Annotated in this window: 14 protein-coding genes and 1 tRNA gene; 5 read left to right on the plus strand and 10 right to left on the minus strand. The window is 71.0% G+C overall.

The annotated features are described in order from the left end of the window. Positions 1–120 precede the first annotated feature (120 nt). Together EV567_RS24595 and EV567_RS24600 are read right to left on the minus strand one after the other, a co-directional pair. Positions 121–194, minus strand: a tRNA-Met gene (locus tag EV567_RS24595). A 45-nt stretch (positions 195–239) separates the two neighbouring features. Continuing rightward, positions 240–3,230 (minus strand): UPF0182 family protein, encoded by a 2,991-nt coding sequence (locus tag EV567_RS24600; RefSeq protein ID WP_130443936.1) that lies wholly within the window; start codon positions 3,228–3,230, stop codon positions 240–242. Positions 3,231–3,397: 167 nt separating this feature from the next. Between EV567_RS24600 and EV567_RS24605 the strand changes: the two genes are divergently transcribed. Continuing rightward, positions 3,398–3,937, plus strand: a complete 540-nt coding sequence (locus EV567_RS24605) for a PPA1309 family protein (RefSeq protein ID WP_242620987.1) — start codon at positions 3,398–3,400, stop codon at positions 3,935–3,937. A gap of 33 nt (positions 3,938–3,970) precedes the next feature. Here EV567_RS24605 and EV567_RS24610 read toward each other — a convergent pair whose 3' ends face one another. The 4 genes from EV567_RS24610 to EV567_RS24625 form a co-directional block, all read right to left on the minus strand. Further along, entirely contained in the window at positions 3,971–5,065 is a 1,095-nt protein-coding gene (locus EV567_RS24610) for a PDZ domain-containing protein (protein ID WP_130443712.1), read from the minus strand. Between the two features lie 54 nt (positions 5,066–5,119). Continuing rightward, positions 5,120–5,341: a hypothetical protein gene (locus EV567_RS24615; RefSeq protein ID WP_130443714.1), complete on the minus strand. Its 222-nt coding sequence runs from the start codon at positions 5,339–5,341 to the stop codon at positions 5,120–5,122. Between the two features lie 140 nt (positions 5,342–5,481). Next, positions 5,482–5,943 carry a molybdenum cofactor biosynthesis protein MoaE gene (locus EV567_RS24620; protein ID WP_130443716.1) on the minus strand — a complete coding sequence of 154 codons (462 nt, stop codon included), beginning with the start codon at positions 5,941–5,943 and terminating at the stop codon, positions 5,482–5,484. A gap of 42 nt (positions 5,944–5,985) precedes the next feature. Continuing rightward, positions 5,986–7,095: an SDR family oxidoreductase gene (locus EV567_RS24625; protein ID WP_130443718.1), complete on the minus strand. Its 1,110-nt coding sequence runs from the start codon at positions 7,093–7,095 to the stop codon at positions 5,986–5,988. A 193-nt stretch (positions 7,096–7,288) separates the two neighbouring features. Here EV567_RS24625 and EV567_RS24630 point away from each other — a divergent pair, with 193 nt between their 5' ends. Next, complete coding sequence (locus tag EV567_RS24630; protein WP_130443720.1) at positions 7,289–8,767, plus strand: zinc-dependent metalloprotease; 1,479 nt, start codon at positions 7,289–7,291, stop codon at positions 8,765–8,767. Then, the gene (locus EV567_RS24635) at positions 8,764–9,279 is read left to right on the plus strand and encodes an NUDIX hydrolase (protein WP_130443722.1); all 516 of its coding nucleotides are present in this window, start codon (positions 8,764–8,766) and stop codon (positions 9,277–9,279) included. The genes EV567_RS24630 and EV567_RS24635 overlap by 4 nt, the downstream gene beginning before the upstream one ends. 64 nt (positions 9,280–9,343) lie before the next feature. Here EV567_RS24635 and EV567_RS24640 read toward each other — a convergent pair whose 3' ends face one another. The 4 genes from EV567_RS24640 to EV567_RS24655 form a co-directional block, all read right to left on the minus strand. Then, positions 9,344–10,099 carry an AIM24 family protein gene (locus EV567_RS24640; protein WP_130443724.1) on the minus strand — a complete coding sequence of 252 codons (756 nt, stop codon included), beginning with the start codon at positions 10,097–10,099 and terminating at the stop codon, positions 9,344–9,346. A gap of 17 nt (positions 10,100–10,116) precedes the next feature. Continuing rightward, entirely contained in the window at positions 10,117–10,797 is a 681-nt protein-coding gene (locus EV567_RS24645) for an AIM24 family protein (RefSeq protein WP_130443726.1), read from the minus strand. An 11-nt stretch (positions 10,798–10,808) separates the two neighbouring features. Beyond that, positions 10,809–12,494: a TerD family protein gene (locus EV567_RS24650; protein WP_130443728.1), complete on the minus strand. Its 1,686-nt coding sequence runs from the start codon at positions 12,492–12,494 to the stop codon at positions 10,809–10,811. A gap of 102 nt (positions 12,495–12,596) precedes the next feature. Continuing rightward, positions 12,597–13,193, minus strand: coding sequence for a M48 family metallopeptidase (locus tag EV567_RS24655; RefSeq protein ID WP_130443730.1), 597 nt, complete (start codon positions 13,191–13,193; stop codon positions 12,597–12,599). 267 nt (positions 13,194–13,460) lie between these two features. Between EV567_RS24655 and EV567_RS24660 the strand changes: the two genes are divergently transcribed. Continuing rightward, entirely contained in the window at positions 13,461–14,681 is a 1,221-nt protein-coding gene (locus tag EV567_RS24660) for a TOMM precursor leader peptide-binding protein (protein ID WP_130443732.1), read from the plus strand. After that, entirely contained in the window at positions 14,674–16,095 is a 1,422-nt protein-coding gene (locus EV567_RS24665; protein WP_130443734.1) for an AarF/ABC1/UbiB kinase family protein, read from the plus strand. The genes EV567_RS24660 and EV567_RS24665 overlap by 8 nt, the downstream gene beginning before the upstream one ends. Positions 16,096–16,148: the final 53 nt, after the last annotated feature.

A 16,148-nucleotide genomic window follows, 5' to 3' on the forward strand; every position in this document is an offset into this window, starting at 1 on the left:
ACAAGTCAAACACAGACACCCCCAACTCCCCGAGGCGGCGCGGCGACAGAGGCCGCGAATACTGTGCTCGCACACCACGAAGGCCCGGATCCTCTGGAGGATCCGGGCCTTCGCTTTCAGTAGCGGGGACAGGATTTGAACCTGCGACCTCTGGGTTATGAGCCCAGCGAGCTACCGAGCTGCTCCACCCCGCGCCGTGTTCCACAACCGTATCACGGCGCGGGGGTGGGCTTTTCCGATCAGCCGCTGGGTGCGGGGCTGGGCTTCGCGCCCGGACTGCTCGCCGGACTGCCGCCGGGTTCGGCGGCGCCGCTCGGCGTGCTGCTGGGGCTGCTGCCGGGGCTCGGCTTGGCCCCGCCCGTGGCTCCCGCCTTCTTGTCCGCCTCGGCCTGCGCCGCCTCGGCCCGCTTCAGCGCGTCCTCAAGGTCCTTCTGCGCCTTGGCGTACGCCTCCCAGTCGGGCTTCTTCAGAGCCTCCTGGCCGGCGGTGAAGGCCTCCTGGGCGTCCTTCAACGCCTCCTGGACCGTGGGGTTCTGGGACGTCGGCGGCGGGTTGGTGCCCTGGTCCGCGGGCGGCGGCGCGGTGCCCTCCGTGCCGAAGACCTTGTTGAGGGCCTCGTCGAGGGTGTTCTCGAAGGCGGTGTTGCCGCCGTAGGTCACCAACACCTTGCGCAGCAGCGGGTACTTGAGCCCTCCGCCGCGCACGTACACGGGCTCCACGTAGAGCAGTCCTCCGTCGAGCGGCACCGTCAGCAGGTTGCCGTACTCGACCTCGGAGGCACCGCCACTGAGCAGCCTGATGGACTCGGCGATGTCCTGTTGGGAGTTGAACTGGCTCTGGACCTGCTTGGGTCCGTCGACGGTCGTGCTCGTCGGCAGCTTCAGGACTCTGATCTTGCCGTAGTCCGGTGTGCCGGCCTCGGAGTCGACCGCCATGAACGCGCTCAGGTTGTCCCGGCCGTTGGGCGTGAACGTCGTCGTCAGCGAGAACGCCTGTGCCTGCTGGTCGGGCAGCTTCATGCTCAGGTAGTACGGCGGCACCGCGTCGCCCGACTTGTTGGTCGGGTCGTCCGGCACCTGCCACACCTCGCTGCCGCTGAGGAACGTCGTGGCGTCCTTCACGTGGTAGCGGGTGAGCAGCTCACGCTGGACCTTGAACAGGTCCTGCGGGTACCGGAGATGGGCCATCAGGTCGGGGGAGATCTCCGACTTCTTCTCCACCGTGCCCGGGAACGCCTTCATCCAGGTCTTGAGGACCGGGTCCTTGGTGTCCCACTGGTAGAGCTTGACCTCGCCGGTGTACGCGTCGACCGTCGCCTTCACCGAGTTGCGGATGTAGTTGACCTGGTTCTGCTGGGCCACCACCGCACGGGTGTTGTTGGTGGCGGTCAACGAGTCGGCGGTGGTGTCGCCGAGGGTCGTGCGCGAGGCGTACGGGTAGCCGTTGGTGGTGGTGTACGCGTCGACGATCCACTGGATCCGGTTGCCGACGACCGCCGGGTAGGCGTCGCCGTCGATGGTCAGCCACGGGGCGACCGCCTCGACGCGCTCCTTGGGCGTGCGGTTGTACAGGACCCGCGAGCCCTCGCCGATCGCTCCGGAGTAGAGGATCTGCGGCTCGCCGAACGCGACCGCGTACGCCGCCCGGTTCAGCGGGCTGGAGAGGTTGACCCCGCTGTCGCCGGTGTAGCTGGTGGTCTTCTCACCGTCGTCGTCGGAGTAGTCGATCTCCTTCTGGGGACCGCCGACGATCGAGTACGTGGTCGTCTTCTCGCCGTAGTAGACCCGCTGCTCGTACTGTCCGAGGACGCCCTGGGAAGGCAGGTCGGACTCGGTGAACGCCGGACGGCCCTCGGGGTCGGCGGTGGTGCCCTTGGCGGCGACCACGCCGTAACCGTGGGTGTAGCGGAAGTGGTTGTTGATCCAGTTCTGCTTGTCGACGCCCGCCAGGTTCAGCTCGCGCAGACCGATGACCGTGTCCTGGTCCTCGCTCTTGACCTTGTAGCGGTCGACGTCCAGGTTGGTGGGGAAGGCGTAGTACTTCCGCATCTGCTGGAGCTGCTGGAACGTCGGCGACACGATGTTCGGGTCGAGGACCCGGATGCTCGCCGTGGCGCCGACGTCGTCGCGCAGCTTCGTCTTGTCCTCGTTCTTGCTGACGCCCGAGTACTCGGTGACCTGCGTGCCGTCGATGCCGTACGCCTCACGCGTCGCCTTGAGGTTCTTCTCGACGTACGGCGCTTCCTTGGCCTGCTCGTTCGGCTGGACCTGGAACTTCTGGACGATCGCCGGGTACAGGCCGCCGATGAGGATCGCGGAGAGCACCATCAGACCGAAGCCGATCACCGGCAGCTGCCAGGTGCGCCGCCACAGGGTGGCGAAGAACAGCAGGGCGCAGATGACGGCGATGCAGAACAGGATCGTCTTGGCCGGCAGATAGGCGTTGGCGTCGACGTACCGCAGGCCGGTCCAGTTGTCCGTGGCCTTGAAGTCGCTGGACTTCACGGCCAGGCCGTACCGGTCGAGCCAGTAGGCGACCGCCTTCAGCGCGACGAAGACGCCCAGCAGCACCGACAGGTGGCCGGTGGCCGCCGCGGTGGCCCTGGCGCCGGGGCTGGTGACGCGCAGCCCGCCGTACAGGTAGTGGGTGAGCGCGGCGGCGATCAGGGACAGGATCGTGGCGGCGAAGCCGAAGCCGAGCAGGAACCGGTACCAGGGCAGGTCGAAGGCGTAGAAGGCCACGTCGAGCTTGAACTGCGGGTCCTTCTCGCCGAAGGGCACGCCGTTGACCCACATCAGCCACGTGCGCCACTGGCTCGACGCCGACGCGCCCGCGATCAGCCCCACCAGCGCGGTGACGCCGAGCAGCAGCCACTTCTTGTACGGCGCGATGCCCATGCGGTAGCGGTCGAGGCTCTGCTGCTCCATCGACATGGCGCTCAGCGGCGGGCGCAGCCGGTGCGCCAGCCAGATGTTGAGGCCGACGGCGAAGGCCATGAGCAGGCCGAAGACGAAGAACAGCCCGATCTTGGTCGACAGGGTGGTCGTGAACACGGAGGAGTAGTTCACCGACCGGTACCAGAGCCAGTCCGTCCAGAATCCGGCGAACATGGTGAACGCCATGCCGAGGACGGCAAGGACGCCCAGCGTCATGAGCAGGGTCCGGACGCGCCGGGACGGGCGGCCCACTCTGATCCGCGGTCCCGTCGGGCCTCCGCCGCGGTCCGGCATCTGGAAAGCCAAGGTGCGCACCTCGAAAGTCGCTGTTGTCGATTCGTCAGGTCCGCGTGTTCGTGGACCGTGTGGGACGCCCCCTGATCGCGGGCCCCCACCTATGCAACTTACTCACCCTTTACTCGGTTCCCGATTCCGGCCAGGAACGAGGCAGGATTGTGACCATGTCCAACACTCCTATGGCAGCGAGCCCTCTCACCCGGGCCGTACTCGAGATCGACGAGTACGCATCCGGCCTCGGCTGGGACCAGCCCGCCCGCCTCTTCGCCCTCGTAGACACCGCACGGCTGCGGACGCAGGAACCCTCGCTCGCCGCCCAGCTCGGTCTGGACGACGAGTCCGCCACGACCGGTCTCACTCCGATCGAGCAGGACGAAGTGCCAACGGACAAGCCGCTCGACGAGTTCCTCGCCACGATCGCCTGGCCGGACGCGGTGGTCGGCTGCGCGCTGACCGTGGAGCGTCTGATGCTGCCGCCGTCCGCCGAGGCGCAGGTCCCGCAGGGGCTGAGCGGGTCGAAGCTGACGCGGTGGGTGGCCGACCACCCCGACCGTCAGGAGGTGCGGATGACGGTGGCGGTCCTGCGTGACGGCACGCGCGAGTCGGCTCTGCGGCTGCGTGAGAAGGACGCCCCGTCGGAGGTCCTCACGGGCGCCAAGCTGGTCCCGGGTCTCGCGGAGGCCCTGTCGGCGACCTTCGAGTAGCAGGTCGCGGGGCCTGCCGCGGCCCCGCGTGGCTCACCCGGTCGTGCACTTCGGCAGGCCGGCGGTGTCGCCGCCGCGGATGTCCCCCAGGGCGCCGAGAGCGTCGCCGATGGTGTCCACCTTGACGAGCGTCAGCCCGTCGGGGACGTCCTCGGCGGCCTCCGCGCAGTTGTCGGCGGGCGTCAGGAAGTACTGGGCGCCCTTGGCGCGCGCCCCGACCGTCTTCATCTGGATGCCGCCGATCGGCCCGACCTTGCCGTCGTCGTCGATGGTCCCGGTGCCGGCGACGAACTTGCCGCCGGTCAGGCTCCCCGGGGTGAGCTTGTCGTAGATGCCGAGCGCGAACATCAGGCCGGCGCTCGGGCCGCCGACGTCGGCGAGCTTGATGTCGATGGTGAACGGGAAGGTGTGGTCGGTCCCGGCGGAGATCCCGACGATCGCGCGCTGCTGTCCCTGGTCGTCGGATTTGGCGGTGGTGATGGAGACCGTCTCCGCCTTGTTCGGCGTCCGGTTCTCCTTCTCGGCGGCCGCCTGCTCCTTGGCGGGCACGATCCCGAAGACGACCTTCTCGCCCGGCTTGTGCTTGGTGACCAGCTTCGCCACGTCCCCGGGCGCCTTGACGTCCGTGCCGTCGACGGTCTTGATGACGTCGCCGGCGTGCAACCTGCCCTCGGCGGGCGAGCCCTTGACCACGGTGGAGACGATCACCCAGGACCGCACCGGGACGTCCAGCTCCTTCAGGGCGGCGACCTTGGCGCTCTCCTGGGACTGGCTGAACTCCTCGGCGTTCTCCTGGGTGGACTGCTCCTCGGTCTTGCCGTCCGGGTAGAGCGTGTCGTGGGGCACGACCTTGTAGTCGTGCGCGAGCCAGCCGTAGACCGTCTCGACGAGGTTCATCCGGTACTCGGCGCCGGTGACCCGCACGGTGGTCATGTTCAGGTGGCCGGTCGACTCGTAGGTCTTGCGTCCGGAGATCTGCAGCACCGGCTCGCCGTCATGCTCGCCGAGGGTGTTCACCGTGGGCCCCGGGGACATCTCCGAATACGGCACGGGGATGAGCACTCCCGCGCACAGGAGCGCGATCAGCATCAGGGTGGAGGCGAGCATCGTCGCGGTGCGGCGTGGCATGCCTCGACAGTACGGGACGCCTCTGTCAGCGCACCGTCAGGGCCACTTGCCCGATCACGAACCGGTGTGGGACCTCTCCATGGCCGCCCGGAAGCGCGCGTAGCCGTCGAGTTCCGGCCCGTCGCCGCGGACCCTGCGGGTCCGGTTGGCCCAGCTGCCCCACAGGCCGGCGCCGACCGCGGCCACCAGCGGAATCAACAACCAGGCGAGCACCGCCATGCCGACCTCCCGACCGAAGTGAGCCCACAGCAACTGACTGATCAGCAGATTAACCATCCGCACTGACAACGCTCACGGCAGGGGTCGGGTTACGCAACCGGGAGGTGATCGACGCGTGGCGGTGCGTCAGCGGGCCTGACTCAGCGGCCTCACGTCAGTAGGGCCGCCTCAGCAGGCGCGCGTCAGGCAAGCGCGCGTCAGCAGGCGCCCACCCATTCGTCCGTGCCGTCGGAGAACCTCTGGTGCTTCCAGATGGGCACCTCGTGCTTGAGGTCGTCGATCAGCTTCCGGCAGGCCTCGAACGCCTCGCCCCGGTGCGGGCACGACACGGCGACGACGACGGCCAGGTCGCCCACCTTCAGCTCCCCCACCCGGTGCACGGCGGCCAGCGCCCGCACCGGGTGATCGGCGACGACCTTCTCGGCGATCCGCCGCATCTCCGCCTCCGCGGTGGGGTGGGCGGAGTACGCGAGCGAGTCGACGTCGGCGCCCCCGTCGTGGTCGCGCACGGTCCCCACGAACAGCGCCGTGCCACCGGCCGCGTCGTCCCCGACGGCCCGGAAGACCTCGTCCAGGGAGAGAGCGGTGTCACGGACGGCGATCAACTTGAGCGGGTCGGAAGAGCCCTGCTCACCCGGGTGATCGTTGCTGGAAGCCATACTCCCCATACTGCCCCACGCGGACCGGGTGCCCTCCGCCCGCTACCGCCGCCGGGCCTTGCGGGCCCGCCGCACCACGGCCGCGGCACCCAGCAGGGCGACCGTCGCTCCCGCGGCGCCCGCCGCCGTCGCGTCCTTGCGCCCGAGCCGGCGCCCGGCCACCGTGTGCCGCCCGGACACCTCCTCCAGCAGCTCCGCCAGGACCTCCTCGTTGGTCCACCCCGGCCGCCACCCCGCGTCGTGCAGCCGGCTCCCGCTCACCACCCACGGGTACATCGTGTACGCCAGGTCGCCCGCCGGTGACGGCGTCAGACCGATCCGGTGCAGCCGGGCGGCGGCCCCCAGCGCGACCGCCGACGGCAGCTCCATCCGCCGGATCCCGCTGAGCTCCTCCACCTCCTCCTGCTCCAGCCATCCGTCGCAGCCCACGGCCAGCTCCCCGTCCACCTTCTCCAGGACGGCGTACTCCAGCGCACCGCACAGGTCCTCCACGTGGCAGAACTGCCACGCGGGCCGCGACCCGGCGACGACGAGCAGCCGGGGCGACTCGAAGTACCGGGTCAGCGCGGTGTCCGTGCCTCCCACCAGCACCGCGGGCCGCACCACGGTGACGTTCAGGCCGGGATGCGCGCGGGGGGCGCGCCGCGCCAGCCGCTCGATCTCCAGCAGGTCCCCGACACCGGTCGCCTCCGCCGTCGCCTTCAGCTCCGCGTCCTCCGACAGCGGCAGCTCGTTGTCGGGCAGCGCCCCGTAGACCATCGTGGAGGTGCACAGCACCACGCGGTGCACCCCGGCCGCCGCGGCGGCGGTGAGCACGGTCTGCGTACCGCGCACGTTGTACGCCGTCCGGGCGGCGGAGTCGCTCCCCAGGTCCAGGTCGAGCGCCAGGTGGACCACCACGTCCGCGCCGCGCAGCTTGTCGGCGATGGCCGGGTCCCGGACGTCGAGGATGTGCCACTGTGCCGCGTCGCACTCGCCGCGCCGCTCGTCGATGGCGACGACCTGCTTGATCTCGTCCGACGCGGCGAGCCGCTCGGTGAGCAGCGCGCCCACTCCGGTCGCGGCGCCGGTGACGGCGACGACGGGCCCGCGCCCCGCGGACGGGGCCGAGTGGTTTCGCGCTGCGCGAACCTGCGGATCTGGGGAACTCACCAGGTGTCTCCAGCGGTTGTTTTCCATACGAGCGCGAGTGGCGCGTACGTACCAAGTGGCATCCATCCTGCCGCAGGCCGAGAGTCGGCGAAGCACCGAGGCCCGATCGAGCCGGGGTGTCTACGCTGGGTGGTGTTGCAGGGCAGCCGCGCCGCCGGCCGAGAGCCGGTGGCCTTACCAGCCGAGGAACCCCGTGAGTGACACCCCATTCGGATTCGGCCTTCCGCCGGAGGAGCCGGAAGACGGCGACGAGGGCAAGAAGAAGGACCCGCAGAGCGGCGGTGGGCAGGGACCGGCCAACCCGTTCGGTTTCGGGCTGTCCGGCGCCGGCGGCTTCGGCGGCCCGGGAGGCCCGGGTGCCGACAATCCGCTCGCTGCCATGTTCGGTTCGCTGAACCCCACCGACCTGGGCGCCGCGTTCCAGCAGCTCGGCCAGATGCTCTCCTACGAGGGCGGCCCGGTGAACTGGGACATGGCCCAGCAGATCGCCCGTCAGACGGTCGCCCAGGGCACCTCCGACGGCGTCAAGGACGCGAGTGTCGGCCCGGCCGAGCACTCCTCCGTGCAGGAAGCCGTCCGTCTGGCCGACCTGTGGCTGGACGACGCGACCTCCCTGCCGTCCGGCGCCGGATCGGCCGTGGCGTGGTCGCGCGCGGAGTGGGTCGAGGCGACGCTGCCGGCGTGGAAGGAGTTGGTCAACCCGGTCGCCGAGCGCGTCGGCACGGCCATGGGCGACGTCCTGCCGGAGGAGATGCAGGCCATGGCCGGCCCGCTGATCGGCATGATGCGCTCGATGGGCGGCGCCATGTTCGGCTCGCAGATCGGGCAGGCCGTCGGCGTCCTCGCGGGCGAGGTCGTCGGCTCGACCGACATCGGCCTGCCGCTCGGCCCGGCCGGCAAGGCCGCGCTGCTGCCGGCGAACGTCGACGCGTTCGGCAAGGACCTCGGCGTCCCGAAGGACGAGGTGCGGCTGTACCTCGCCCTGCGTGAGGCGGCCCACCAGCGTCTCTTCGCCCACGTGCCGTGGCTGCGCTCGCATCTGTTCGGCGCGGTCGACGGCTACGCGCGCGGGATCAAGGTCGACACCGCCAAGCTGGAGGACGTGGTCGGCCAGTTCGACCCGCAGAACCCCGAGCAGCTTCAGGACGCGCTCCAGCAGGGCATGTTCCAGCCGGAGGACACCCCCGAGCAGAAGGCCGCCCTGGCCCGTCTGGAGACGGCCCTGGCGCTGGTCGAGGGCTGGGTGGACGCGGTGGTGCACGCGGCGGCCAAGCCGCGCCTGTCCTCGGCGGACGCGCTGCGCGAGACCCTGCGCCGCCGTCGCGCCTCGGGCGGCCCCGCGGAGCAGACGTTCGCCACGCTGATCGGTCTGGAGCTGCGCCCGCGCCGCCTGCGCGACGCGTCCCGGCTGTGGGCGTCCCTGACCGACGCGCGCGGTGTCGACGGCCGCGACGGTCTGTGGGCCCACCCCGACATGCTGCCGACCGCCGCCGACCTGGACGACCCGGACGGCTTCGTCCACCGCGAGCAGCTGGACTTCTCCGAGCTGGACAAGATCCTCGGCGAGGCGGCGAGCGGCTCGACCGGCGGGAAGCCGGACCTGGACAAGGGGCCGAAGAAGCCGGAGGCGGGCAAGCCGGAGCCGGGCGCGAAGGACGACGACACCGAGTGAGCCTGCATGACGACGCGGTCCTCGTCCTGAAGGAGTACGAGGACCAGCAAGAGCTGCGCCAGACGTACCTGGACCACCTCCAGACCCACCCTGACGGCATGTGGAAGGCCTGCGAGGCCGGACACATCACCGCCAGCGCCCTGGTGATCGACCCCGCCCGCGACCGGGTGCTGCTGACGCTGCACCGCAAGCTGCGGATGTGGCTCCAGATGGGCGGCCACTGCGAGCCGGGCGACGCGACGCTCGCGGACGCGGCCCTGCGCGAGGCCACCGAGGAGTCGGGCATCGCCGGCCTGAGCCTGCTCCCGGGCGGCCCGGTGCGTCTGGACCGGCATCTCACACCGTGCGCCTGGCACCTCGACGTCCAGTACGCGGCGCTCGCTCCCGACGGCGCTATGGAGGCCATCAGCGACGAGTCCCTCGACCTGCGCTGGTTCCCCTACGAGGAGGTCGCGGGCGTGGCGGACGGTTCGGTCGTGCGCCTGGTGGAGGCGACGCGCGCACGACTGTGAACGCGAACGTGTAAGGGGCGGCCACCCGGGTGGCCGCCCCTTACACGTTCGTCTTCCGGGACCGTCAGCTCCAGACGTTGCCCTGGTTCTGTGCCCGCGCCCCCTGCTGCCCCATGCCGTACTGCGCGGCGAGCCCGGAGCCGATCTGGGCGTTCTGCGGGGGCAGCAGTTCACTCGGCTGGACCAGTGCGAAGCCGGTGCCCATGAAGCTCAGCTCCCAGCCCTCGCCGGTGTTGCCGCGCCGCCGCCACACGCCCGAGGAATGCGTCTGGGCCTGCATCTGCACCCGCAGCCCGGTGGACCAGGCGACGATCGCGTCCGCGTCGCAGTTGACGTACTTGTCGGGCGTCACCTGCATCATCAGCGGGGCGCCGGACGTCATCAGGGCGACCCGGCCCCGGCCTGTGATGTTGAGCTGGTACTTCCCCGAGCCGGAGATGCCGTAGAGGCTGTCGACGGCGATGACCTCGTGGTGCAGCGAGGAGTCCATGGCGAGGACGTAGCTGCTGTCGACGGTGAGGCCGTCCTGCTCCACGTCCACGAGGTGGATGTGCTGGGCCAGGTTGGCGAGGTAGACGGTGCCCTGCCCATGACAGCGCATCAGGTCCAGGCCCTCGCCGGTGCGCGCACGCGCGCGCGCCTGGTTGCCGGTGCGGTACTCGGCGTCGAACTCCACCATCCCCTGGTAGGCGACCATGGTGCCCTTGCGGGCGAGGATGTCGTCGTGGCCCTCCAGGGCGACGCGGAGCATCTGCTTGTTCTGCAGGCTCCAGCGCTCCTGGGTCGGCTGGTCGTTGTAGGCGAAAAGCGAACTCTGCATGGTGCTCTGGCTCCCCCTCAGCCCCGGACCCGGAGACGGTCGGTGCTGTCCTCGCTGGGCTGGACGACGACGATGCCCTCACCGGAGAAGGCCATCTGGTAGGCCTCGCCGCTGCCCCGGCCGATGAGCGACTGCGCCTTGAAGCTGCGCTTGCCCTTGACCTTGAGGTTCGGCGACCAGGCGACCAGCGCGTCCGGGTCGACGTACGTCTCGTTCTCGCCGCCGCCGCAGTCCACGACGATCGGCTTGCCCCGGGAGGTCAGCGCGACCCAACCCTGCCCGGAGATCCTCGTGTTCCACAGGCCCTGGCCGGCGAACTTCGCCAGCCCCTTGACCCGCTCCACGCCCCAGGTGAGGTGCGCGTCGAAGGCGAGCAGGTTGGTGGCGTTGACGGAGATGCCGTCGCCGTTGAGGTTGATCACGACGACGTCGGCGCCGTAGTCGGCGAGGTAGAGCAGACCGTCGCCGGAGCACTTCATCAACGGCGCGCCCTCCCCCGTCATCCAGTCGCGCGCGATCTGGCGCACGGCCGGCGGGTTGGGCTCGTACTGGATGAAGCCCTCGTAGGCGATCATCGAGCCCACGCGCGCGAGGAGGTCGTTCCCGGTCTGGAGGGCGACCTTCAGCATGTGGCTGCCGTGGTTCTCCATACGGGCGGTCACGGGTGCGGGGGCGAAGCCCGCGAGCGGCTGGTTCATGACGGGCTCCCTCAGACCTCGTACGGCTGGACGACGATGAAGTTGCCGGGCGCGCCCCGGAACTGGAGGTTGACGCTCTCGCCGGTGTCGCCGGGGTAGGCGTTGCGGCGCATCCGCACCTGGCTGGAGACGACGACCTGGGCGGCGGCCGACCAGGCGACGACGGCGTTGCAGTCGGCGAACGTGGTGGGCGTGACCGGCAGCACCACAGGTGTGCCGTGCGTCTTCACGACGATCGTCCCGGTGCCGGTGAACTGCATGGTGAACAGGGCGCCGCCGGGGATGCCGTGCCCCTCGACGCGGCGCACCTCGTACTGGAGGCTCTCGTCGAAGGCGAGGACGTTCTCGGCGGAGACGCAGATGCCGTCACCCTGGAGTTCGATGGGGTGCAGCATCGTGGAGTTGTCGGCGAGGAACACCTGTCCCTGGCCGGTGCAGCGCATCAGCTGCATCTCCTGACCGGTCGCGTTGCCCACGATCCGGCCGGCGAACCCGGCGCCCTTGTAGCTGAAGTCGACCTTGCCCTGGTAGAGCACCATGCTGCCCTGGCGGGCCAGCACGGGCTGGCCGCCGATGCCGAGGTCGACGCGGATCAGCTTCTTGTTCTGCTGCGTCCAGCGCTGGCCGGTGGGCGTCTCCTTGAACTTCTGGAGCGCGGCGGAGACCCCTGCGCCGCCCTGGGGCGCGCCCTGCGGCACACCGTAGGGCTGCTGGCCGTAACCGGTGGGGGCCTGAGGGGCCTGAGGGGCCTGGGGCGGCTGGGCGTAGCCGGGGGGCAGCGGTGCGGTCGGGGCGCCGGTGACGCCCTGGCCGTAGGACTGCTGGTGGGGCGGCTGGCCGTACGGCGGCTGCTGGCCGGGCTGACCCGGCTGGCCGTAGGGCGCGGGGGCCGGCGCGGGCGGCGGGACGGGTGCGCCACCGGGCGGGGTCAGCGGCGCGACGATGGTCGGCGCCGCGTGCATCGAAGGCGCCGGCGCGGGAGGCGTGGCCGGTGCCGGGGCGGGCGGGGCGAAGCTCTGTGCTGCGGGCTGCGGCTGCTGCGGGGCGTGCTGCGGCTGGTGCGAGGCGGCGGGGGCGCCGAACGCGGGCGGCGCGGCGGCCTGGGCCGGCGGGGCGAACCCGGGGACGGCGCCGGACTGCGGCTGCTGGGAAGCGGCGGGCGCCTCCTCCTCCAGGACCTCGCCGCCGAAGTTCTTCAGCAGCGCGTCCAGACCGCCGTCGAACCCCTGACCGACCGCCGCGAAACGCCAGACGTCCTTCAGATAGAAGTCGCCCAGCATCACGGCTCGCTCGGTGGAGAACTCCGAGCCGTCGAACGCGTACCGGGCCACCTCCTCGCCGCCCGCCACGATCCGGAGGTAGCCGGGGCCGATCTGCGACATCTGCCCGGCGCCGTCGACGGTCGCCGTGAAGGACAGCTTCTGGATCTGCGGGGGGATCCGGTCGAGGGTGACGCGGAAGGACTCCGTGTCGCCCGCCTGGGCGCCCAGGAGCTGGATGGACTCCTCGGGGGACTTCGGCTGGTTGAAGAAGACGAAGTACCGGTCGTCGGAGAGCCGCTCGTCGGCGTCGAGGCCGAAGCAGCTGATGTCGAAGGTCAGGCCCGGACCGGAGATCTGCACACCGACGTACAGATCCGTGCCCGCGGTGAGGTCACTGATCCTGGCCTTGTGGCCGCGCTGGAATTGCCTGGTCATGCGTAACGACCGTCCCCCATCCCGATTCGAAGTGCGTCGCGCCAGGCTAACGGCAAACTCCGACATCGGACGATGTCGGTACAGACCCGGTACACAACGGGCTCAGTCCTCGCGCACGCCGGGATCCTTGGGCAGGCGGGCGGCGGCGGCCACCCCTTCCAGATAGCCGCGGGCCCGCTCGGTGCGCGGATAGGCCTCCAGCAGCCGCCAGAAGTCGGCGCCGTGGCCGGGCACGAGCAGATGCGCGAGTTCGTGCAGCAGGACGTAGTCGATGACGTACTCCGGCATGCCCTTGAGCCGGTGCGACAGACGGATGCTGCCCTCGGCCGGGGTGCACGAGCCCCAGCGGGTGTTCTGGTTGGTCACCCAGCGCACGGAGGCGGCCCGCGCCCGGCCGGCGAAGTACTGCGCCGAAAGCCGCTCGGCGCGTTCGGCCAGTTCGGCGTCGCCGGGGACGCGCCGGCTCTCCTGGGCGGCCAGCTTGTCGAGCATGACGCTCACCCAGCGCTGCTCCTCGGCCGCGGACATCCGGGCGGGGATGAGCACGATGGTGCGATCGCCCTCGCGGTACGCGGAGACCGTCCGGCGTCGGCGGGCGCTTCTGCGGACCTCGATCGCGCTCGTCCCCGAACCGCTCGGCGGCTGGTTCGTCGTGCTGCGCTGTGGCTTTCTGGCGCGGTGCGGTGGGTCGGCGGGCACGCCAAGACGTTACCCGCTGCGCAGGGCGGAAGTCCCGACTCCGGGGCGGTCGGGTACCGAGCGCCGACCACTGTCCTGCCTCATACGACGGATTAGTACGACGAACCAGTCGGCCTGTGGACAACTTTCGGCACCGGCCTTCGAGTCCCCGGCATGCTGGCACGAGCCGGCGGAGCGAGGTCGTCCCCACGCCTCCGCTCCGCCGGTGTGAGGAGTTGCAGGCTGATCCCGGCGGGGGCCGCGATCTCAGGCTGACGGGGGTTTCCGATGCATCCGATGGTGAAGCCCGCGCTGCGGCGCGGCTGGCGCGACCTCAACACCGTGCAGTTCGGGATGACGCCGGCGCACGCGTTGACGCTCGGCCCGATGGACACCGCGACGGGCAGTTTCCTGGACCTGCTGGACGGCACCCGGGGTCTGCCGCTCCTGCGTCAGGAGGGCAGGCGCATGGACCTGCCCGACGATCATGTGGAACTGCTGGTGAAGCGGCTGGCCCGGGCCGGACTGCTGGACGACGCACGCGGCGGTGGGCCGGACGCCGACGCGCTGCGGGAGAAGAAGGACGTCATGGAGCGGTTGCGTCCCGACCTCGCCTCGCTCTCGCTGACCGCCTCCGAACCGGGCGAAGCGCTCGGCCGCCTGGCGGCACGGCGGCGGATGCGGGTGCAGGTACGCGGGGCGGGACGGGTCGGGTCGGTCCTGGCTTCGCTCCTGTCGGGCGCCGGGGTGGGCGAGGTGGACGTGCGCGACGGCGGCCGGGTGGAGCCGGGGGACGTCGCACCGGGCGGACTGACCGTGGAGGCGGTGGGCGAACGCCGGGACGAGGCCGCCAGGCGCGCGGCACGCGGGGCGGCCCCGGACCGCCCGCCCCGCAGAAGCCCGCACTCCCCGGCCGAGACGGACTCGCCCGGTTTCTCCCTGGTCATCCTCGCCCCTCGGGACGACGTGTCCGTGCACGCGCCCGCGCCCGCGGCGGCCGAGCCTCTGATCGCCTCGGGCACACCGCACCTGTACGCCGGGGTGGTGGAGGCGACGGGTCTCGTGGGCCCGCTGGTCCTCCCCGGGGAGACGGCGTGCGCCGGCTGCCTGCACCAGGGGCGCACCGATCGTGATCCGGCCTGGCCGCGTCTGGTCGCGCAGTGGCACTCCGGGGGACGGCGGCGCCCGGCCCGCGCCTGTGATCTGACGCTCGCCGCGACCGTCGCCGGGCTGGCGGCGGCGCACGCGGTCGCCTTCCTCGACGGCCAGCTCCCGTCGAGCGCGGGCGCGCGCTGGGAGGTCGCCCTGCCGACGCTCCAGTGGCACGCGCGACCGGTGTGGGCACACTCCGGGTGCTCGTGCGGGGCGGCGGAGAAAGGTAAGGAGGAACACACTCGCCCCGAGGACGGGGGGTCGCGCGCGACAATGGCGGAGCAACGGCATTCGACCGGGTTGGGCCGTACGCCACAAGCGACGCGGTCGGCTGGGACTTGGAGGGCGCATGTCTGATCTTCCCCGGAAGGCGGTCACCCGGACCGCCAAGCTCGCCGCGCTCCCGCTCGGCTTCGCCGGCCGGGCGACCTGGGGCCTGGGCAAGCGCATCGTGGGCGAGTCCGCGGAGATCGTCGGCCGCGAGCTGCAGCAGCGCACTGCGGAGCAACTGTTCAAGGTCCTCGGCGAGTTGAAGGGCGGCGCGATGAAGTTCGGGCAGGCCCTGTCCGTCTTCGAGTCGGCCCTGCCCGAGGAGATCGCCGGCCCCTACCGGGCGGCGCTCACCAAGCTCCAGGAGGCGGCGCCGCCGATGCCGACCCGCACGGTGCACGCCGCGCTCGCCGAGCGGCTCGGCGAGGACTGGGCGGACCTGTTCCTGGAGTTCGACGACAAACCGGCCGCCGCCGCCTCGATCGGCCAGGTGCACCGGGCGGTGTGGCATGACGGGCGTGCGGTCGCGGTCAAGGTGCAGTACCCCGGAGCAGGCGAGGCCCTGCTGTCCGACCTGACCCAACTCAGCCGGTTCGCCCGTCTGTTGGGCCCTCTCGTCCCCGGTATGGACGTCAAGCCGTTGATCACCGAGCTGCGGGACCGGGTCTCCGAGGAACTGGACTACGGCCTGGAGGCGCAGGCCCAGCAGGCTCACGCCGAGGAGTTCGCCGACGATCCCGACGTCGTGGTCCCGGCGGTGGTCCACCAGGGCGACCAGGTGCTGATCACCGAGTGGATCGACGGAGTGCCGCTCTCCGAGGTGATCTCCGACGGCACCCAGGAGCAACGGGACCGCGCCGGCCAGCTGCTGTCCCGCTTCCTCTTCTCCGGCCCGGCCCGCACCGGCCTGCTGCACGCCGACCCGCACCCCGGCAACTTCCGTCTGCTGCCCGGCGGCCCCGACGGCGAGGACGACTGGCGGCTGGGCGTACTGGACTTCGGCACCGTGGACCGGCTCCCGGGCGGCCTTCCCGAGCCCATCGGCGCATCCCTGCGGATGACACTGGACGGTGAGGCCGCCGCGGTCTACGAACTGCTGCGCAGGGAGGGCTTCGTCAAGGAGTCCATAGAGCTGGACCCGGACGCCGTCCTGGACTACCTCCTGCCGATCATCGAGCCGGCCCGGGTGGAGGAGTTCACCTTCACCCGTGACTGGATGCGCAGCCAGGCCGCGCGGATCGCCGACCCCCGCTCCCCCGCCCATCAACTGGGCAAGCAGCTCAACCTCCCCCCGGCGTATCTGCTGATCCACCGGGTGACGCTCAGCACGATCGGTGTGCTCTGCCAGCTCGGCGCCACGGTGCGGCTGCGCGAGGAACTGGAGGGGTGGCTCCCGGGGTTCGTCCTGGAGGGGGGCGAGGAGGAAGAACTCGCGGACGTCCTCCAGGCGAACCTGGAGGCCGACGAGGAGGACGGGGAGGAAACAGCGGCTCAGGCGTGACACGGGCCGGCCGGTCAGCCTCGCGGCCGGGCCGGCGCCGCGTGAACGCACTG

Source organism: Streptomyces sp. BK239, from assembly GCF_004217285.1.
Lineage (GTDB): Bacteria > Actinomycetota > Actinomycetes > Streptomycetales > Streptomycetaceae > Streptomyces.